17 protein-coding genes are annotated in these 20,850 nt (G+C 36.9%); 15 read left to right on the top strand and 2 right to left on the bottom strand.

Annotation, left to right across the window (positions count from 1 at the left end; translation table 11 throughout):
- Nucleotides 1-14: 14 nt before the first annotated feature.
- The 3 genes from PZE06_RS02780 to PZE06_RS02770 all read left to right on the top strand — a co-directional run bounded on the left by PZE06_RS02780 (nucleotide 15) and on the right by PZE06_RS02770 (nucleotide 3,011).
- A complete protein-coding gene (locus PZE06_RS02780) occupies nucleotides 15-995 on the top strand; it encodes a Gfo/Idh/MocA family protein (RefSeq protein WP_170943541.1) in 981 nt (326 codons plus the stop codon).
- A gap of 238 nt (nucleotides 996-1,233) precedes the next feature.
- Nucleotides 1,234-2,079 (top strand): D-amino-acid transaminase, encoded by an 846-nt coding sequence (gene dat / locus PZE06_RS02775; RefSeq protein WP_095308667.1) that lies wholly within the window; start codon nucleotides 1,234-1,236, stop codon nucleotides 2,077-2,079.
- Nucleotides 2,080-2,084: 5 nt separating this feature from the next.
- Nucleotides 2,085-3,011 (top strand): dipeptidase, encoded by a 927-nt coding sequence (locus PZE06_RS02770; RefSeq protein ID WP_150914064.1) that lies wholly within the window; start codon nucleotides 2,085-2,087, stop codon nucleotides 3,009-3,011.
- Between the two features lie 470 nt (nucleotides 3,012-3,481).
- Here the strand turns inward: PZE06_RS02770 and PZE06_RS02765 are convergent, their stop codons facing one another.
- A complete protein-coding gene (locus tag PZE06_RS02765; protein WP_150914062.1) occupies nucleotides 3,482-4,531 on the bottom strand; it encodes a M42 family metallopeptidase in 1,050 nt (349 codons plus the stop codon).
- Between the two features lie 147 nt (nucleotides 4,532-4,678).
- Here PZE06_RS02765 and PZE06_RS02760 point away from each other — a divergent pair, with 147 nt between their 5' ends.
- From PZE06_RS02760 to PZE06_RS02735, 6 genes are all read left to right on the top strand, one after another.
- Entirely contained in the window at nucleotides 4,679-4,912 is a 234-nt protein-coding gene (locus PZE06_RS02760) for a group-specific protein (RefSeq protein ID WP_150914060.1), read from the top strand.
- An 87-nt stretch (nucleotides 4,913-4,999) separates the two neighbouring features.
- Nucleotides 5,000-5,443 carry an SRPBCC family protein gene (locus PZE06_RS02755; protein WP_150914058.1) on the top strand — a complete coding sequence of 148 codons (444 nt, stop codon included), beginning with the start codon at nucleotides 5,000-5,002 and terminating at the stop codon, nucleotides 5,441-5,443.
- 178 nt (nucleotides 5,444-5,621) lie between these two features.
- Nucleotides 5,622-7,916, top strand: coding sequence for an RNA polymerase recycling motor HelD (helD, locus tag PZE06_RS02750; RefSeq protein WP_150914056.1), 2,295 nt, complete (start codon nucleotides 5,622-5,624; stop codon nucleotides 7,914-7,916).
- Nucleotides 7,917-8,428: 512 nt separating this feature from the next.
- Nucleotides 8,429-11,812: a hypothetical protein gene (locus PZE06_RS02745; RefSeq protein ID WP_150914054.1), complete on the top strand. Its 3,384-nt coding sequence runs from the start codon at nucleotides 8,429-8,431 to the stop codon at nucleotides 11,810-11,812.
- 44 nt (nucleotides 11,813-11,856) lie between these two features.
- Nucleotides 11,857-12,288 (top strand): VOC family protein, encoded by a 432-nt coding sequence (locus PZE06_RS02740; protein ID WP_150914052.1) that lies wholly within the window; start codon nucleotides 11,857-11,859, stop codon nucleotides 12,286-12,288.
- A gap of 214 nt (nucleotides 12,289-12,502) precedes the next feature.
- Nucleotides 12,503-13,033, top strand: coding sequence for a DinB family protein (locus PZE06_RS02735; protein ID WP_150914050.1), 531 nt, complete (start codon nucleotides 12,503-12,505; stop codon nucleotides 13,031-13,033).
- A 44-nt stretch (nucleotides 13,034-13,077) separates the two neighbouring features.
- On the opposite strand, the gene cyoE is transcribed toward PZE06_RS02735, so the two are convergent.
- Complete coding sequence (gene cyoE / locus PZE06_RS02730; RefSeq protein ID WP_150914048.1) at nucleotides 13,078-14,001, bottom strand: heme o synthase; 924 nt, start codon at nucleotides 13,999-14,001, stop codon at nucleotides 13,078-13,080.
- Between the two features lie 301 nt (nucleotides 14,002-14,302).
- Between cyoE and PZE06_RS02725 the strand changes: the two genes are divergently transcribed.
- The 6 genes from PZE06_RS02725 (at nucleotide 14,303) to pabB (ending at nucleotide 20,815) form a co-directional block, all read left to right on the top strand.
- Entirely contained in the window at nucleotides 14,303-15,088 is a 786-nt protein-coding gene (locus tag PZE06_RS02725; RefSeq protein WP_150914046.1) for an SDR family oxidoreductase, read from the top strand.
- 311 nt (nucleotides 15,089-15,399) lie between these two features.
- On the top strand, nucleotides 15,400-16,422 hold the full coding sequence (locus tag PZE06_RS02720; RefSeq protein WP_150914044.1) for an acyltransferase family protein: 1,023 nt from the start codon (nucleotides 15,400-15,402) through the stop codon (nucleotides 16,420-16,422).
- 61 nt (nucleotides 16,423-16,483) lie between these two features.
- Complete coding sequence (locus PZE06_RS02715) at nucleotides 16,484-17,191, top strand: GDSL-type esterase/lipase family protein (protein ID WP_150914042.1); 708 nt, start codon at nucleotides 16,484-16,486, stop codon at nucleotides 17,189-17,191.
- A gap of 340 nt (nucleotides 17,192-17,531) precedes the next feature.
- Complete coding sequence (locus tag PZE06_RS02710) at nucleotides 17,532-18,413, top strand: NAD-dependent epimerase/dehydratase family protein (RefSeq protein ID WP_150914040.1); 882 nt, start codon at nucleotides 17,532-17,534, stop codon at nucleotides 18,411-18,413.
- Nucleotides 18,414-18,492: 79 nt separating this feature from the next.
- Nucleotides 18,493-19,071: an anthranilate synthase component II gene (locus tag PZE06_RS02705; protein WP_150914038.1), complete on the top strand. Its 579-nt coding sequence runs from the start codon at nucleotides 18,493-18,495 to the stop codon at nucleotides 19,069-19,071.
- Nucleotides 19,064-20,815 carry an aminodeoxychorismate synthase component I gene (pabB, locus tag PZE06_RS02700; protein ID WP_150914036.1) on the top strand — a complete coding sequence of 584 codons (1,752 nt, stop codon included), beginning with the start codon at nucleotides 19,064-19,066 and terminating at the stop codon, nucleotides 20,813-20,815. The genes PZE06_RS02705 and pabB overlap by 8 nt, the downstream gene beginning before the upstream one ends.
- The last annotated feature ends 35 nt before the right edge of the window (nucleotides 20,816-20,850 follow it).

The following is a 20,850-nucleotide window of genomic DNA, read 5'->3' as shown; positions in this document are numbered from 1 at the left end:
GGAGGATGTTGAGAATGAAAGTGGGCGTTATAGGTACTGGGAAAATGGGAGAAAATCATTTGAAAAATTATCTTGAAATATCTGATCGTTGTGAAGTAGTTGGTATTTACGATGTGAATGAACATAGAGCGAGCGAGATCGCCAGCAAATACGGGGTAAAGTACTTCAAAGATTTGAATGAATTTTTAAGAAATGTTGACGCGGTTAGTATTGCAGTTCCAACAAAGTATCACTATGAGGTAGCGCTTGTTTGTATCAACCATGGCGTTCATATTCTCCTTGAAAAGCCGATGGCTAGTCAGCTTGAAGAAGCAAAGAACCTTCTAATAAAAGCAGAAACAGCGGGAATAAAAGTGCAAGTGGGGCATATTGAGTTGTACAATCCCCTTATTCACCTTTTGAAAGATCGACTCAAAGATGAAAAAATTATAGCAATAGACATCCATCGAATGCAACCCTTTGATCTAAGAATGCAGCATGTTGACGTTGTCTTCGATTTAATGATTCATGATATTTACATTTTAAAAGAATTATTAAGCTCTGAGATAATTCACTTCAATACAATCGGCAAAACGTCAGAACAGATGCCAAAGCATGCAATTGTAAGTATGCTTTTCAATAACGGAACAGTTGCGCAATTAACAGCGAGCTATAAATCGCAGGAAAAAATTCGCACGATTAGAATCTTTACGGAAAAGGCAATATTTAAGGTCGATCTTTTGAAAAATAAAATAGAAGTTAATCAAACAACCTATTTTTCTATTCAAAATGACAATGTGAAAATTCCGCAGATGTTATTGGAAACAATTGAAATTCCGCATTTTAATCCATTGAAGAGTCAGCTTTACGATTTCATTCACTCAGTTGATACGGATAGAACGCCATTTGTGACAGGAGAAGACGGAATAAATGTACTAAAAATTTGTTCTAATATAAGTGATAACATTAAACTTTTATCGTCAAATTATAATGAGCTAGCATCTGATGAATGCTGAACAAGCATGAAAAAAAGGAAGCACGATTCGGAGTGCTTCCTTTCAAAAGGAGTAGATGGGTTGTGAGTACTATATTCTATGCAAGAGTTAAAGTTTGGTATGGACAAGCATTGAGATTTTACGAAAAATTTTTCAAAAAGAATAAATGGAGAAAGCAAAAATCTTTATAGCATATTTTCAGAAAAAGGCGTATTTTAGTAGTAGGAATTTAAAGTACATAAGGAAAGGTGAGATCACGATGGATTTAGGTTATATTAACGGAAAATTCGTTCAATTAGATGAACTTGTCATTCCGATTGAAGAAAGAGGACATCAGTTCGGGGATGGAGTATATGAGGTGATCCAATGTTACAATGGGCAACCCTTTATGCTCGAGGAACATTTGCAAAGACTTTTACAAAGTTGTGAAGCAATAAAATTGCCAGTTAACGAAACACTTGAGGATTTTCGTACTCTGATTCTTACGGGGATTGAGAAAGCAGAATTGCAGGATGGAAAAGTTTATTTACAGGTTACGAGAGGAATCGCAGCAAGAAACCATCCGTTTCCTGATGCACCCGTCTCGATTTCAATGACATTAAAGGATATAGAGCCTCTGGCTGATGGATTTCGTGTGAATGGCGTTCAAGCTATAACCCATGATGATGAAAGATGGGCGAAATGCTACATAAAGTCACTTAATCTATTACCCAATATTTTAGCGAAGCAGGCAGCTCAGGAAGCAGGTTGTTTTGAAGCAATATTGGTAAGAAATGGTTTTATTTCTGAAGGCACTAGCTCCAATATATATATGGTCAAAGATGGAGTAGTTATCACGACTCCACTAAGCGATCATATTTTAGCGGGAATAACGCGGATGGCAGTAATCCAGGCAGCTGAGGACCTAAATATCCCTTTTGAGGAAAAGTATTTTAGTCCGAAAGAGCTTTTGGAGGCGGATGAAGTATTTATGACCAGTACTCTCGTTGAAGTGCTTCCGATTGTCAAAATTGATGGCACAGCTATCGATAAAGGTGTTCCAGGAGAGATCACAAAGAAGCTGTATATGCAATATCAGGAGCTTAAGAAGAAAGCTTTGGAGTGACAAACTTGAATATCATTGACATGCATTGTGATGCTTTATTAAAGCTATGGGAAGCAGGTGGAGCGATTTCCTTTCAGACGGATTCGACCATCGATACGAATAAAGAGCGATTACGTAAAGGAAAAGTGAAAGTTCAAGCATTCGCACTATTCGTTGATCCGGATTTGAAATCGTCTAGTTTATTTGATATCCTTCTTGAACAAGTAAGACTGTTTCAAGTCGAAATCCTTGCTAAAAATAAAGACATCAAACATATTACCGAATGGTCACAGCTTGAGTATTTAAAGGATGGCGAAATCGGCGCTCTTCTTACATTAGAGGGAGTCGATGCCATCGGGAATGACTTAACTAAGCTAAGTATACTATATCAGCTCGGTGTCCGTTCCGTTGGCTTAACATGGAATTATGCCAATCTTGCTGCAGATGGCGCAGGTGAACAAAGAGGAGCAGGATTAACGTATTTTGGAAAAAAAGTTGTGCACTTTAATAATGAGCATCAATTATTGACGGACGTCTCTCATTTAAGTGAAAGAGCTTTTTGGGATGTCTTGGCTATAGCTAAATACCCGATTGCCAGTCATTCTAATACGAAAAGGCTTTGCGATCATGGAAGGAACTTAACTGATTCACAAATTAAGGAACTGCTGAAAAAGGGTGGCATGATCCATGTCGTTTACTATCCTGAATTTGTTAAAAAAAATGGGCAAGCGACGATAGTCGATCTAATCAAACATATTGAGCATCTCTGTGAACTTGGAGGTGTGAAACAAATCGGTTTAGGCTCCGATTTTGATGGTATTGACAGGAAAATACCTGGATTAGCACATGCAGGAGAGACACAAAATTTAATTAAAGAATTATTAAAATACTACTCTGAGGAAGAGGTAAGAGGGTTTGCCTCGGAAAATTTTCTACGAAATCGACCGAGATAAAAGACATAAAGGGCTTGTGGGAATTTCACAAGCCTTTTGTGTCTTTTCATCCTTTTAAAATGGATTAGCTCTTTAGTTTTTCGACGAAAAATCAGGGCATACACAATTAGCACGATCGGTTTCCATTTTTGAAAAGCCAGATGCTTTATTGTTTCTGTAGCGATATGCACGGATGAAGGCACTTTAGAATGAAAAAAAGTATATTTATGGAGCCTTTAAACTTTTTTCTAATCAGGCAGTCAGCGTCTTCTCGTTGCAAAACTTGATTATTGCTTCATTCATTAGTTAGTCGTTTGTAAACGTTGGTATTGCTCAAACGACAACTGGCTCACTTCGTGAGAAGTCTTGGGATTCTACGTAATGAGCCAATAACCCAACACTGATATTTAGAACTTTTTTCAGAAAAAATAGATAGACAGGCCGTTATGATATATGAGAGCTGTCTATCATTCAATCGTGTACTAAAAAGCTTAACTGCTGATTTCTGAAAGTACGTAGTGGTGCAGCAACTTTCCTGTATTTTCAATGCTTGATTGATGCGTCCGTTCAAATGCGTGGGATGAGTCGATTCCAGGACCGATTAATCCGTGCACAATATCATGACCAGATCGAATGGCTGCAGATGCATCAGAACCGTAATAAGGATAAATATCTAACTTGTACTCAATATTATTTTCTTGAGCCAGTTTGACTAAATGCTTGCGAAGGCCGTAGTGATATGGCCCGCTCGCATCCTTTACACAAATTGAAACGGTATATTCATCTGTAGATTGGCCGTCACCCATTGCGCCCATATCAACCGCTAAATATTCGACCGTCTCTGGGGTGATATTTGAGTTCCCACCATAACCGATTTCTTCGTTATTGGAGATAAGGAAATGGGTTGTATAAGGCAATGAGATCTCGTTTGTTTTTAAATGTTTAATTAATTGTAAGAGGAGCGCTACACTTGCTTTATCATCTAAATGTCGCGACTTGATAAAGCCGCTTGGCGTGATTTCAACTCTTGGCGAAAATGAAACAAAATCTCCGACTTCGATTCCAAGCTTTCGAACATCTTCAGCACTTTTGACTACCTCATCAATACGCACTTCCATATTCTCTTGATTGCGTTCAGCTTTTCCAGCGTCTTTGTATACGTGGACGGAGGTTTGATGCATCAGTATTGTTCCGCTATATTTCCGACCGGAACTTGTCTCAATTTGACAATACTCTCCTTCAATGGAGTTATATTTAAAACCGCCAATTAAATCGATTTTTAACCGTCCGCTCGGCTTAATTTCTTTTACCATTGCTCCTAATGTGTCAACATGAGCCGTTAACATTCGATGTTTAGAAGAATCAGTGCCTGGCAATGTGGCAATTAAGCCGCCTTTTCGGTTGCGATATGTATCAACTTGGAGTTCACGAAGAAATTTCTCTACATAGGTTATTACTTCAAATGTGTTGCCTGTCGGGCTTGGAATGGTAACAAGTTTTTTTATTAGATCGATCGTTTCCTTTGTATCTGGATAGGACATATGAGCTTCCCCTTTCATATTTCAGTATCCTTTTCATCATACCACTAATATATGGAAAAAGTAAGACAATTCCTTGTTGTAGATTGATTCCTTTTTTTCAAATAGGTAGAATAGGAAAGAAAGAAAAACGATTCTGGAGGTTATTGAATGAGTGAATGTAAGCTTGATCATTCCATGGAGGATGTTAGAAGTAAGTATGAAGCACAGAGAACCTATTTACCAGAGGAATTTACGCCTTTATTTGAACAGTTTTTTAACGAGGAACATTCGCAGAATATTTTGAATGACGTCTTTCATCTATTAAAAAAATATGACTTAGCAACAGAGGAAGAAAAAACAGTAAGAAATAAGCGTTTGATGATTGTCCTAAAAAATACATAAGCTCGATAAAGTCATGTTCACAAAGCTTGCTGAATACCCTTTATAACAAGAATCTTTTTCTGAAGAAGAACAGAGGAGAGGGTATGTTTGGCAAAAGTTTACAGTTTGATTATTGATGCACCACTAGAATCGGTGTGGGCATTTATGGAGGATTTTAGTCATTGGGGACCACTCGTACCAGGATATGTAAGTCATAAGATTGTCAATATGACCCAATCTAATTGGGTATTTACCACTGATTTTGGATTTATTAAAAAGAAATTAGAGTTTGAAGTTGAGATTTTAAGCAAACATGCTCCAAAAAGAATGACATTTCAAGTAGAAGGAAAGAATGAAGGATTCAACGGTCATGGGAGTATTGAGATGAAAAGTTTGAAGAGCAATCGAACATTTATAAATGTGAGTTTAGATATACAAGCAACAGGAACGCTGGCGAAGCTGATTAAGCCGATGTTAAAATCAAATCCACCGAAAATGACAAATGAATTCAAAAAAGAAATAACGGAGAAAATATTGCAATACAATCTTTGATGTAAGGGAATGATACAAAATAAAACCATCTTGATTTTTAGCAGGAGTACGCTAATATCAGGACGGTAATTTCTCTTGTGTTTTATTATTTTTCAATATACCCTATAATAACATTATCACAAAATATAGGTTACGTCAAGAAATGAACTTAGCAAAAAAGAAGCGGAGTGTGATTTTCATGAGTGAAGAGCATTTAGCAAAGGTTCAAGAGCAGAAGCGGGTTGATTGGATTGTGTCAGAAATTCAAACTACGATTGACAAGCTTTCACAAAACAAAGAAAAAGTCAGTTCTGATGCTCATGAAATAAAGCAAAATTTTTGGGAAGACGTAACGGTAAATATGGACGAAAAAGATGATATAGAAGAAACATTTTCAAGTATTAAGCAACGAGCAACACTTCTTTCTGAACGGGAAAGAAGCAAGCAGCAGCTTGAAAAGCGGATTGACACACTTTCTCGCTTAAAGCAATCTCCTTATTTTGGAAGAGTTGACTTTCGCGAAAAAGGCGATGTAGAAAGTGAAGCGATTTATCTAGGAATCTCCTCGCTTATGGATAGCGAGGAAGAACACTTTCTTATTTATGACTGGCGTGCCCCAATATCTAGTCTGTATTATGATCATGCTCCAGGTCCTGCAAAATATCATACACCTGTTGGAACGATTGAAGGAGACATGACATTAAAGCGTCAGTATATAATTCGCGATTCAAAAATTGTCGGAATGTTTGATACCGGTGTGACGATTGGTGACCGCCTTTTGCAGGAAGTTCTTGGGAAAAATGCTGATTCGCAGATGAAGACAATAGTTGCTACGATTCAAAAAGAACAAAATCAAATTATTCGCAATGAGAAAAGCAAATATTTAATTGTTCAAGGGGTAGCAGGAAGTGGAAAAACATCAGCCGCATTGCAGCGGGTTGCCTATCTCTTGTATCGTCATCGGCAGACATTGACAGCCAATAACATTATCCTGTTCTCGCCTAATCCTTTGTTTAATAGCTATGTTTCAACAGTGCTTCCTGAGCTCGGCGAAGAAAATATGCAACAAACCACTTTTTATGAGTATTTAGCTAGGCGAATTGGAAAAGGATTAGCTGTTGAAGATTCCTTTTCTCAGTTAGAATTCCTATTGAATAGCAAAGAAACAGAAGAATATCGGGTAAGAATCGAAAGCATCCGTCTTAAATCAAGAATCGATTTTAAACGGGAACTTGATCCATACATTCACTCCCTCGGAAAACAGGGAATTATATTTAAAAACATTATCTTGAGACACGAAATTTTAATAACGGCAGAAGAGCTTGTGAAGCAATTTTATTTGTATGATCCAGCAATCTCTCTTCGCAATCGAGTTGAGATGTTAAAAGATTGGCTTTTAAAAGAGTTAAGGAATAAGAAGAAACAGGAACGGAGCAAAGATTGGGTCAAAGAAGAAGCACAGTATCTGGAGAAGGAAGATTTTTTAGAGGTATTTAATAAGATTCAAAACCGACAAAAGGGAAAAGAAGTTAGTTTTGACGATTTTGAACTTGAGGAGAGACTCCTTTCGGAAATTATTGTCAATCGATATTTTAAACCGATTATCGTTCAAGTAAAAAAGTTTGCCTTTATTGATTATGTAAAAATTTATGAGGCCTTTTTCCATGCACACGAAAAAAAGTGGAAAGAGCTATCAGCATACACCATTCAAAAATTAGAAGAACAAGTTATTCCGTACGAAGATGCAACTCCTTTTTGTTATTTAAAGGATAAGTTAGAAGGAAGTCTTTCTAGTTCTGCTATTCGCCATGTATTTATTGATGAAGCGCAAGACTATACTCCATTCCAATTCTCATACTTACAGGAACTATTCCCGTCTAGCAAGATGACTCTTCTTGGTGATATGAATCAGGGAATATATTTCCATACGAATGAGGCGCATTCATTTTTACCTGAACAAGCAAGAGCTGAAACAGAAAACATAACCCTTACGAGAAGCTATCGTTCCACGAAACAAATCGTTGAATTTACGAAGCATATTTTAAAGGATGGAAAAGAGATTGAACCTTTTAATCGTGAAGGAAAAAGACCTACATTAACAATCGTGAACTGTGAAATAGCATTATTGAAAAAAATCATGGACCGGATAAAGGAACAGTCAAAATCTAACACAATTGCAATTATTTGTAGAACAGAAAAAGAAAGCATGTACGTCTATAAACGACTACAAAGCGAAGTGCAGGTTCATCTGGTTAGTAAAGGGACTATTACTTTCGAAACGGGAATATTGATTATTCCAAGCTATTTAGCAAAGGGAATTGAATTTGATGTCGTGCTTCTTTTTGACACAGCAAAATATCAAAGGGAAAGCGAGCGAAGACTTCTATATACCGCGTGTACAAGGGCCATGCATGAGCTTCATCTTTTTTCAATGAATAACGTGAGTCCTTTGTTGGAGGATTGCTTGGATTATGTTGAAATCAATAAATCATAAAAAAGTAGAGATTCTTCTTTACTACTTTGTCGACAATCGGATCGAGCGTTCTACTTCTCGGTATCTTTAGACGATTTTGGATAGTATTGCGGGTAATGATTACCGTTTTAGACGCTTGCTTTCCGTGAGCGGGCAGTGAGTCTCCTTGGAGCAATCGCTTCTTTGCGAAGTCTTACCTGTCCGCAAATCCCTAAGAGTCAAGTACCTTCCATTCCAATTACTAGTTTGGGTCCTACTAAATAACCCTGACGTTCCAATTGATCAATTGTACTCATTTCTAATGGATTTCTTTCTGTAATAAGATTTCTCGTTCTTATTTTTCGATCACCTATACGTAACTTCTAGTGAATATTTAAAATCAAAAACGACTGTAGACAAATTTGATTTCATCGGGTTTGTTTTTAGTCGTATTTTTTATAGAGAATATATTGATTTTTTCTTCAAATAGTGTAAAATTACACAATAAGTAAATTCAACTAAAAAAGTAAATATAAGGCAGGGGAGTTTGTATGATGCCTCTTTCGGAAAAATTGAAGAAACAAATTGTCAAAGAAGAATTAGAGAAATTAAAAGAAAACAACTATATTTCTGCTTATTTTTATGATGAAGTGGTGAAAGCACATGAAATGTACTATTTAGATTTAGTTGATAAGACTGAAAAAAAAGCGGCGCAGCCCAAACCTGAAAAGCGGTTAAAGCCAAAAGTGGAGAAAAGGTTGAAACCTAACCATTCAAAAGCTTTTGAAAAGAAAACGGATGAACAAATTAGAGAGCGTAATATTACGTGGCTGTTAAATATAGGAGTGATCCTCCTGTTAATTGGTGGATTGTATGTGGCCACAAGTAATTGGGAGACGATGTCGAGCGCGACAAAGGCCGGTTCTATCGGGCTCATTTCCTTTTTGTTCTATGGAATTGCTTATTTGGCAATGAAAGTACTTAAGCTTGATAAAACAGGTTTTGCATTTATCGTCTTAGGAAGTTTATTTTTACCGATCTTTTTATTATCAATTGCTTGGTTCCAACTATTAGGAAGCTATTTATCTATTTATGGGGAGGGCAGCTATTTATTTGCACTCATAAGCTGTATCCTACTTCTCCCGGTTTACTTTCTTTTTGCCAAGAGAATGAAGTCACGTTTATTCGTGTGGTTTACATATATAACGTTGACAGTCGGCACTGGCTATTTCTTTGCGGCATTACACTTCAGTGAAGATATCTTTTTCCTTGGGATGATGCTGTTTCAAGCTCTGACAATATATTTATACCATCAAGTGAAAAAGAAAGATGTGGCTAAGCTATTTATTCGGGAGTTCGTAAACTTTGCCCAGGCAAATTTGATTTTAACGACAGTCCTCATGTTGGTTCTTTATCATTCAAATATGTTTTTAGGTTTTAATTTAATGTTGACGGCTGCTGTTTATTTATCAATGATTTATGTAACTGGTCGCAAGGAATTTCATTTTGTCTTTAGTGTCATGCTCGTATACGGTGTTTTTCAATTTGTGCAGGCATCTGTATTCGTACAAATTAGTCCGGTTCTCTATAGTTTGCTCGGCTTCATTTTTTTGCTCATTCCGTTTGTGCTTGATCAGCAATACCCTTGGAAGAAGATTTTTATGGTCACGAGTGCTGTCGTGTCAGGACTTGCTTTCATTTATATCAGTTTAGAGGCGATTTTGATTAATTGGGGAGAACCGTCGTTAACATTGCTTCTTAGTTATTTCGCCATTAGCATCAACTTTTTATACTTAAGTCACGCTACTCAAAAATTGCTTTTCCGCTATTTAAGTGCAGTGTTTATGTCCGTTGTGCTGGTGGAAGGAGTGCTCCTTTTTAAGCAATTTATTGAATTAACACCATTTGTATTAATCCTTGCTTTAATAGGATTTGTCATGTTTGCAGGTTTTGGGGTTTATGTGAAAGTAAAAGTGCTGGAACTAATGAAGCAGCCTGCTCGAGATGTCGGCTGGGCTTACATGCTTGTTGCTGTCTATGCATCTTTATCCATGTATGCATGGTGGGAAAGTGCTGTCATTTTATTTTTGTTTAGCATCTGCGCCTATATAAGTATCGTAAAGGAAACTCGGGAGGAGCTGAAACGAACTGCACAATGGCTTGTGCCAATTTCTATTGGGTTAGCTGTGTTGGCTCTGTATGAGGAATTAATCGGAGGTTCACATGTAATCATGAGTCAGTTAGGGCCCGCCCTCCAATTTGCATGTGCAAGTTTAGGTGTAACAGGCTTATACTTTTTCATTAAAATTCCAGCTTTAAAGCGAAATCATTGCTACACTGCTCAAGCTTTTTATACCCTCGCACTTTTGACAGGAACGGTTGTTTCTAGCAGTGAGTCATGGATTCACACCTTGTTATTTGTTGGTGGAATTGTAATGTACGTATGGCTATACCATTTTACTAAGAACCGATATATTCCGTATGTCATTGGGCTTGTCATTTTAATGAGCTATTATACATTGGTTGATCAAATTTGGGAAAGTGGTATTCTCTTTGCTATTACAGGAGCTGCGATTCTTTTTGTCATTGCCATTCTAGTAAAAGCTCGAGATTTGAATGTGTACCGTGCATTTGCTTTTGTTGCTCATATGTATATGCCCTCTGCTCTATTGCTTACATTATTTATTCATGGGAAATCTTCCATGTGGAGCTTTTGGGTAGCTGCTCTGATTTACGGAGTTAGTACGATACTTACACAGCGGGAATGGTTAAAGAAGTTCTTTTTATATGGCTCATTTACTTCAATATATGCTGCTTTTACAGGGGCACTAGCACATTTCGAAACGATTGAGCTTAAGTATGGCTTTATTTTAACTAGTTTGGCGATAGCGGTTATATGGAAATTTTCTGATGAAGCTTATAAACAACGAATCTTTTATTATATAGTACCGTTTTCCTTGCTTGGCATAGGTGTCTTTCTCAATATGTACCCGTTTCATACATTCACTTTTATCATCATGATCTTATATGCAGTAGGAATGATGGTGTTTTTTCATATATATAAGTGGAAAATGCTTGTTGTTATTCCAACACTGTTTATTTATGCAGGAGTAAGACAGTATTTAGTCTATTATCCGTTTACTGCATGGAGTGAAATGCTCACAATAGCTGTTTTTGGCCTTGTTTTTCTTGCTGCAGGCAGATGGTTTTTTACCGCTTTTTATGAGAATAAAAAGAAGGGTGTGCTTATTGTTGATGTTTATACACTTATTGCCCTTCTATATTTTGCAACGATGTACAGTTTTGAACATCCATTTCTCTGGACTAGATTACTCCCAGGTTCCTTGATTGCATTAACGATCTGGTTACAGAGGAATCGAATTCCGAGCGAATATAAGTGGCTTCCTATTTTTATAAGTGGAGCATTTTTGCTACAACCTTACTATTCTTTCGTCTCCGCTCTTGCGGTGCATGAGCTTCTAATAACTGAAGTATATGTTTTGCCGTTCGTGCTTTTATCAATTTATTTGCGTTTCTGTTTGAAAGGCCGTTACGAAAGAGTGACAGCCAATCTGCAATGGGGGATTCTATTAGTTGTCTCTATTTTTCTCGTAGTGGACGGTTTACAATCGTCAACAATCTATGATGCTCTTATTCTTGGGACTTTATCATTAGCGTCAATAGTTGCAGGTGTTTTTGCCAAAATAAAATCATTTTTCTTTATTGGAACTGGAGTTCTTTTATTGAATGTTTTCATGCAAACACGTCCTTTTTGGGGGAATCTTCCTTGGTGGGCATATTTGCTCATCGCAGGCTCGATTTTAATCGCTGTTGCCAGTATAAATGAGTGGAATAAGCAAAAGGCAGCAAGCGGGGAGAAAACGCTTCTTTTCACATTAAAAGAAAGAGTAAAAAAATTATGGATACATTGGAAATAAATAGGTTGAATATTGTGGTAATATGAATCAAAGGAGGCTTGTCCATGAATCGAATAAACTTGATTACATTAGGTGTTAAAGATTTGAAAAAATCGCTCATTTTTTACCGTGACGGACTTGGTTTTAAGACGTCTGTATCAGATGAAGAACCGGAGATTGTTTTCTTTCAGAACGGGGGAACAAGATTGGCACTCTATCCATTAGAGGAATTAGCGAAGGATATAAATGCTAATAATCCACCTGAAGGAAGCGGTTTTCCCGGGATAACAATCGCTTATAACGGAAAATCAAAAGAGGAAGTGGACTTAGTAATGAAAAAGGCGGAAGCGGCAGGTGGAAAAATTGTGAAACCGCCTGAAAAGGTTTTATGGGGTGGATATAGCGGATATTTTTCAGATCCTGATGGTTATTATTGGGAAGTAGCCTATGGAGAAATGTGGCAGTTTGATGAGAATGACATGCTTATAATTGAATAATGAAGATATCCTTGCATGTGTACGTGCAGGGTTTTTACGGTAGAATTAGAAAACCCTTCAGCAAAACTTGTGCTCCTAAGGTTGTACGCGAAATGATTCATAGGTCGTTCTATCAAGATATGGTTTAAAACAGCCTTTAGAAACGATCATGAGCGGCAATAGTAGTGATTTTTCTGAAGATAGTAAGGTATCGGAGAGTGAGGGGGAAGTAAAGATGAATTTTAAGATGGAAGAAGCGATCGAAATATTAGAAAGGACACCTAAAACATTGCAGTTCTTCCTTTGTGGTATATCTGAAGAATGGCTACACTGCAAGGAAGGGAAGGATACTTGGAACATTTTAGAAATTGTTGACCATCTCATTGAAGCTGAGCAAAGCAATTGGATGGTGCGTTTAGCGTTTATTCTGGAGGAAGGGGAGAACAAGCCATTTCCTCCGTTTGATCGCTATAGGCATTTGCAGGAAAAAAGTACAATTGCGATTCAACAAAAGCTGGAGGAATTCCAAAAACTCAGGCTTCGGAACATTGAGTGTTTAAAAGATCTCGTTAATCCGCAAATTCATTTAGAAAAAAAAGGTTTTCATCCGGCGTTTGGAGTTGTGAAGGTGAGAGAACTAATTTCTACATGGGTCGTTCATGATCTGACACATATTGCTCAAATGGTTAGAGTGATGGCAGAAAGATACCGCTTTGATGTAGGACCATGGATTGAATACTTAGGTGTTTTGAATAAGAAAGTATAGGATAGAAAACGGCGTTCAGTCCATTAAACTAAACGCCGTTTTAATTATTGAAAAAAGAAAATGCCCATTAATGAATAAATGATCACAGTTGAAAAAAGAATCGTCATATGCAAGAGGGAATATATAAACATTGATTTCGCCCATTTATTAGCATCCATTTTTTTTGAGCCATAAATACTCAAAATAAGCCAACCGACACTCAAGATCAAGGCAACGAGCATTAGCCCAAGACTTAAAGTGCCAAACAGAAAGCTCATCGCAACCATAATAAATAGGTAAATATTAGTTTGTGTATAGGTTCTTTTTACTCCTTTTACGACCGGGAGCATTGGCACCTTTGCTGCTTCGTATTCTTCATGGTTACGAATAGCAATCGCATAGAAATGCGGCATTTGCCAAATAACGGTAACAACAAAAAGGCCGATGATTGCTGGATGTGTAATATCGGGATGTATCGCTGCCCAACCGATAAGTGGAGGCATTGCACCAGAAATACTGCCAATTTCCGTATTATAAATCGTTTTTCGCTTTGACCACATCGTATACGGTACGACATAAAAAAATAATCCGAGAAAGCCAAGTAAAGCCGCTAATGGCGTCGCCAATGCAAGGATGCTAATTCCTAAGAGCGACATCACGATGCTCAACACTAAAACAGTGCTAGGTGAAACCTCGCCTGTAACAGTTGGTCGATTTCGAGTCCGTTTCATAATCGCATCAATGTCGCGATCATAAAGATTATTGAAGGCGCCAGCTGCAGCGATGACGAGCGTTGTTCCGATAAAAGCATAAATAACGTTTGGGTAGACCTCAACTAAATTTTTTTGATACGTAAAAATTGCGAGGGTTAAACCAGCAAACATTGGAATTAAGTTGGATTTAATAATACCTGCCTTAACAGTGGCAGCAATAATTTTGGACAAAGGTCGTTTTGGAATCGCCAGTGTACTATGATTCTCATTTATCACTTTAAGTAGTCCTTTACAATATATTTCGCCATTACTGTCATAATGAAATGATACGACATGTGATTTATATCACCTTGTGATAGCAATACTATTTTACCATCATTCTAAAAATAAATTAAGTACCATGCATGAAATTAGAGAAAAGCGATGTGGAAAGCGGACTCATAAGCCGTGTTGCAATCATATATTTTAAGACTAAAGCGATGAGCATAATTCTAAATAATTAAAATAATTTGTAAGCGTTTTACTTCAAAATTGGTTGAAAAGGAGTGTAAAATAAGAAAAAGAGGGGGAATTCATAATGGATTTAGGATTAAAAGGGAAATCAGTATTGGTTTTAGCATCAAGTAAAGGACTCGGAAAAGCGATTGCTCAAGAATTTGTTCGTGAGGGTGCACGGGTCATGATTACAAGTCGAGATGCGTTAGCATTGCAAACAGTTGCGAGGGAAATGAGAGAAGTAAGCGGTGAAGTGCAGGCACAGCCTTGCGATATTACGAAATTAACGGATATAAAGGAACTTGTCGAAAAAACGGTTTCAGCATTTGGAACGATCGATATTTTAGTCAACAATTGCGGAGGGCCGCGTGCAGGAAATTTTGACGATCTTGATGATCAGGCGTGGCAGGAAGCATTTGAATTAACATTGCTTAGCTATATTCGTTCTATTCGTGAAGTACTTCCATATATGAGAAAAAATGGTGGAGGGAAAATTGTCAATATTGCTTCGATTTCCATTAAACAACCATTAGACAGATTATTATTATCAAACACATTAAGAGCAGGGGTAAACGGTCTCGCAAAAAGCTTATCGCAAGAATTAGCGAAAGATAATATATTGATCAATACTCTTGGACCGGGAAAATTTGCTACAGATCGGGTTATTGAAATTGATCAACAGCAGGCGGAAAGAAAAAAAATGACCATTGAAGACTTGCAAAATGCAGCACAAGCAGCTATTCCATTGGGGCGCTACGGCGACCCGCAAGAATTTGCAAAAACGGTTGTATTTTTGGCTTCAGATGCGAATACATATATTACCGGTCAAGCGCTAATAGTCGATGGAGGATTAACAAAGGCACTTTAAATTTAAAAGCCCTTGTGATTTATTAAGGAAGGTGGACATTTTTCTATAAACAACGACAAAAATATACAATAATATTATTATGTAAACTATATTGGTATGGCAAGTTTTCATCGACATTTCATAAAAATTCTGTCGGAAATTGTTATATTATAATAATAAACTTTTGCGGATGATGTAATAGGAATGTTAGGGAATTACAGGAATGTTACAGTGTTGTTAAAAAGTTCAAATCTAGAATACAACCTCTCGAATGTTATAGACGTATAGAAATAGGGTATGGTAGTCTATAAAAGCAACTGGGAGGATTGAATATGAAAAATAGAGAAGCATACTACGATAATGCAAAGTTTTTTCTTATCTTTTTTGTTGTATTTGGCCATTTAATCCAGTCCTATATTCACGAAGACAAATTTATCTATTCGATATATACGACACTATATACATTTCACATGCCGGCATTTATTCTTATTTCAGGTTTCTTTGCAAAGGGTTTTTATCAAAAGGGCTATCTCAAAAAAATCACTAAAAAATTGATTATCCCGTATTTAATTTTTCAAGCGATCTATTCGTTCTACTATTATTTTCTTATCGATCAAAGTGTCACAGCAATGAATCCATTAGATCCTCAATGGTCTCTATGGTTTTTAATGAGCTTGTTTTGCTGGAATGTAATGCTGTTTGCGTTTGCCAAATGGTCACCAGTTATTTCCTTGTCCATCGCTGTTGCTATAGGAATTGCTGTGGGCTATTTTAATGAAATCAGCAACTTTTTAAGTTTATCACGAACTTTTGTGTTTTTTCCTTTCTTTCTTCTTGGCTATTACTTGAAAAAGGAACATTTTGAAAAGGTTAAACATATTAAATTTCGCTATTTATCATTTGGAGTTTTATTAACGATTTTTCTCGTTGTTTATATTGCCCCAACTTTTGAATATAGATGGTTATTCGGTTCTAAGCCCTATGATGTCGTGAATGAATATGACATTAATGGCGGTTTCATTCGCCTTGGCGTATATGCGGTAGCCTTGCTTGCTACTTTAAGCTTTTTAGCCTTAGTGCCTCGCCGTCGTTACTTCTTTACAAAATGGGGAACAGGTTCAATCTATGTTTATTTATTACATGGCTTCTTTGTGAAATACTTTAGAAACAGTCAATTTGAAGAAGTATTAAGTGAATCAGAACAAATTATTGTGTTAATATTGCTGTCGTTAGTCCTAACGGGTATTTTGTCGAGCAAATGGATTCGTAAGATCGCTCAGCCATTAATCGAGTTAAAGGTTGACTTTTCAAAAAAATATGCGGTTGATGGAGGCAGCAAGCAACGGAGAGTGTAATACATGCTATGAACAAGATTAGGGAAGACTCTTAATAAGCAATTATTAGGAGTCTTTTTCAATGAAAAAATATTTCATTTCTATGATCATTATGACAATGGCATTTTCCATCTATACTCCATCTTCTTCCGCTGGTCGTGCTTTGCAAATGGTTGCCTTTGGTGATTCGATCACACATGGAACAGGTGATCCTATGAAGAAAGGCTATGTAGGCAGAGTAAAGGAGAGATTGGAAACTGTAGCTCCGACAGTGCGAATGAAAAACTATGGTGTACCGAAATTTACGTCGAATGACATATTAAAACTATTACAGCAAAGAAAGATATTAAGAAGAGTCCATCAAGCAAATTATATCATTCTCTACATTGGCACAAATGATTTTCGCCAAAGCGCACAACATGTCTTTAATCCACTTCCAAAAGAAAACCTGGCGAAAGGAAAGGAACTTTTTTTAGTCCGCTTTAATCAGATCATTACTCTTTTAAGACAGCATAATCGACATGCTCCAATTATTGTTTTAGGGCTTTACCATCCGTACATTGAATATGAAAATGAAACCGAAATTTTCGAAACGATTGAAGGCTGGAACCAATCATTGAGAAAGGTAGCGCAAGCTTTCCAACAAGCTTACTTTGTCCCAACAGCAGATTTGTTTTTGAATGATGAAGAAAAGCAATTATTTAGTGACTCATTACATTTGAATGCACAAGGCTATGAGCTTTTAAGTAAGCGCGTTTTTAAAAAAATAATTTCTTTGGAAGAGAATTGATAAGAAGCTTGCTACTATTCTGTTAGCAGGCTTTTTTAATATGCACGTGTTAATTTTTGGCTTATTTTCTCTTCGATTTCATGAAACTCATAAGAGAAAATCCATTTTTTTATGGATTATACTTACTGAAAGGCGTGTGAACCAGGATTTTTAGATGAAATGTAGCAAAAATCGTTTTATCAATAATAGTGTTAAGTAAGGCATTATTTTTAGCAGGAAGTTAGCGCAGTTTGTTGAATATAAATTTTAATGTACATTGTCATTTTCTGTATAGCAGAGCGATCATGATAAATGAGTTAGAGAATGTTCAAATTCTTACTTTTTAGGAGGATTTTAAAAAATGAAAAATGTCCTTGTCCTAGGTGGAACCCGTTTTTTCGGTCGTAAATTAGTGGAGCTTTTAATCGCAGATGGGCATCGTGTCACGATTATTACACGTGGACAGTCTGGAAATCCATTTGGTAATAAAGTTGAGCATCTTGCAGTTGATCGGAAAAATAAACAACAATTTGCTGAGAAAGTAAAAACTCGCACATTTGATCTTGTTTTTGATAATATTTGTTTTTCTCCAAATGAAGCATATGACTTCTGTGAAATTTTTAATGGGAAAATTAACAAACTAGTGTTCACTTCAACTTTATCGATTTATACGATGGATGGAAGAGAAAAGCATGAAGCAGATTTTGATCCGTATTCTTATGAAATAAAAATGGGAAACAGCACGGATTTTTCGTATGGGGAGGGGAAAAGACAGGCTGAAGCGGTGTTTTTTAAGTATGCAAAATTTCCTGTGGTCGCTGTTCGTTTTCCTATTGTCATGGGGATTGATGATTATACACGACGTTTGCATTTCCATATTGAACATGTGATGAATGGGAAGCCGATAGGATTTGTTAATTTGGGAGCTGAAATGTCTTATATTCATGCGGAAGAGGCTGCCTGTTTTTTGCAATGGGCGGGGGAAAATGATGTTGAAGGGCCATTCAATGCTACTGCAAATGGAAAAATTTCTTTAAATGAACTAATAAAAATAATTGAAGTGTACACAGGCAGTAAGGCAAACATTGTGTTCAATGGGGAGGAAAATACGCTATCACCTTATGCAATATCTGAATCGTGGTATATGTCGAATAAAAAAGCTGTGGACAAAGGTTTTTCGTTTACAAATTTAAAAGAATGGCTTCCACCATTGGTGGAAGCGGTTATAAATGAGATGAGATAGTCATTAGTCTTCACAGAAGTAAGAGTGATCCGCTATAATAGGAATGTTTTTATACTAGTGAAATGGAGAAAAGTGAAATTTGATACTTGTAATTGATAACTATGATTCTTTTACATACAATTTAGTTCAATATATACGTCAATGTGGCTTTGATGTGAAAGTTTTCCGTAATAATCAAATAACTTTAAATGAAGTGATGAGTCTTAAACCATCACACATCGTTATTTCACCAGGACCAGGGACTCCACAGGAGTCAGGGATTTGTTTGCAAGTGGTACAGCAATTGTATAAGTCAGTCCCGATATTGGGCGTCTGTCTTGGACATCAAATCATTGCACATGCTTTTGGAGGGATCGTAAAAAAAGCAGCCCTACCTATGCACGGGAAAGTATCCTATATTGAGCATGACGAAAAAGGGGTGTTTCGTGGCGTTCAAACCCCCTTGCCTGTGACGCGATATCATTCTTTAATTGTGGAGAGTCCTCTTCCAACAGGTTTTGTTATGAGCGCAGCAACTGAAGCGGGAGAAATTATGGCTATACGTCATAAATACTACCCGCTTGAGGGTGTACAATTTCATCCAGAATCAATTTTGACTGAGTCTGGCTTAAAAATGCTTCTAAACTTTACTAAACTGGGGAATATCAATCATGAATGATAGAAATCGAAAGTCACCATTATTATCTTTTGAATTTGCGTCAACCAAAGGTCATATTACTCCTCATACCTTTAGCAACCCAGAAAAAATTATTATGGCTCAAACAATTGAAGAAGTCATTCCAAGTTTACAAAAAATTGAAGAAGCTGTAGAGGAAGGATATTATGCAGCAGGATTTCTCACATATGAAAGTGCTCCAGCATTTGATCCAGCATTTAAAGTAAGAGAAGACGGTAAAATGCCGTTACTATGGTTTGGACTTTTTGCCGATGTCGAGCATCGATCATTAAATAGTTCTGGATCTTATCAGATTACTTCGTGGCAGCCTTCTGTTCAAAGAGATGAGTATGATGCAGCTTTAGAAATGATAAAGAAGCATATAGAAGATGGTGACACATATCAAACTAATTTTACCCTTCGTCTTCATTCTGAATTTGAAGGGGATGATCTTGCTTTTTTTGAACGGCTGAAAAAAGCACAGTCATCAAACTATTGTGCGTATTTGAACATAGGTGAGCATCGCATTTTGTCTGCGTCACCTGAATTATTTTTTCATTTAAGCGGCAATAAAATGACGACGAGGCCGATGAAGGGCACGATTAAACGTGGTCGTACTTATGAAGAAGATATAGAATACAAAGAGTCATTACAAAATTCAGAAAAAGATCGAGCTGAAAATGTCATGATTGTCGATTTATTACGTAATGATTTAGGAATGCTCTCAGATCCAGGCACAGTAAAGGTAGAGCAGCTATTTCACATTGAGCCGTATCCTACTGTTTTTCAAATGACTTCCACGATCACATCAATGATTCCGGAGCACACATCCATTACGGATGTTTTTAAAGCTCTTTTTCCTTGTGGTTCAATTACTGGAGCTCCCAAAATTAAAACAATGGAGATAATCTCTGAGTTAGAAAGTGAACCGCGGGAAGTATACTGTGGAGCGATTGGTTATATTACACCTGATAAGGAAGCAATTTTTAACGTTCCGATTCGAACAATTTCGATTGAGGAAAAGACAAAAAAGGCTACATATGGCGTTGGCGGGGGAATAACGTGGGATTCAACGACAACAGGTGAGTACGGTGAAGTGGTTGCGAAAGCAAGTATTCTTCAAGAAATACGAACAGAATTTCAGTTGCTCGAAACAATGCTTTTAGAAGAGGGAGAATTTTTCTTACTTGCGGAGCATCTGCAAAGATTGCGCCACTCGGCATCATATTTTGGCTATACTTTTTCAGATGAAAACTTGCAAAAAAGGCTCTTAAAGTTGGCAACTAAAAAAAATAAAGGACAATGGAGAGTACGCCTTCTTTTAAGTGAAAACGGGGAAGTAACGATAGAATCTCATCCTTTTAGTACAGCGATTCAGACAACCCATCAGGTGATTCTGGCCGATGAACCAGTAAATAGTACAAGCCCTTTTCTATTTCATAAAACAACCAATCGAGCTCTATATCAATATTTTCAAAACAAGTTTCCTCATGTTTTTGATGTTCTGTTGTGGAATGAAAGCGGAGAGATAACAGAATTTACAAATGGAAATATTGTAGTAGAACTGGCGGACAAGCTTTGGACTCCTCCTGTGGGGAGCGGACTGCTCGCTGGAACGTTTCGAAAGCATTTATTAACAAATGGGATAGTCGAGGAAAGAATACTTACAAGAGATGATTTAAAGTTTGCGCGCAAAATATGGTTTATTAATAGCTTGAGAAAATGGGTTGAAGTAGAATTCGTTTAAACATGACAAAGACAAGGGCATCGTGTATAAGTACA

It is taken from the genome of Robertmurraya sp. DFI.2.37, assembly GCF_029211245.1.
Classification (GTDB): Bacteria; Bacillota; Bacilli; order Bacillales; family Cytobacillaceae; genus Robertmurraya; species Robertmurraya methanolica_A.
The sequence above is the reverse complement of the archived record's forward strand: the minus strand, read 5'-3'. Positions and strand labels throughout refer to the sequence as shown.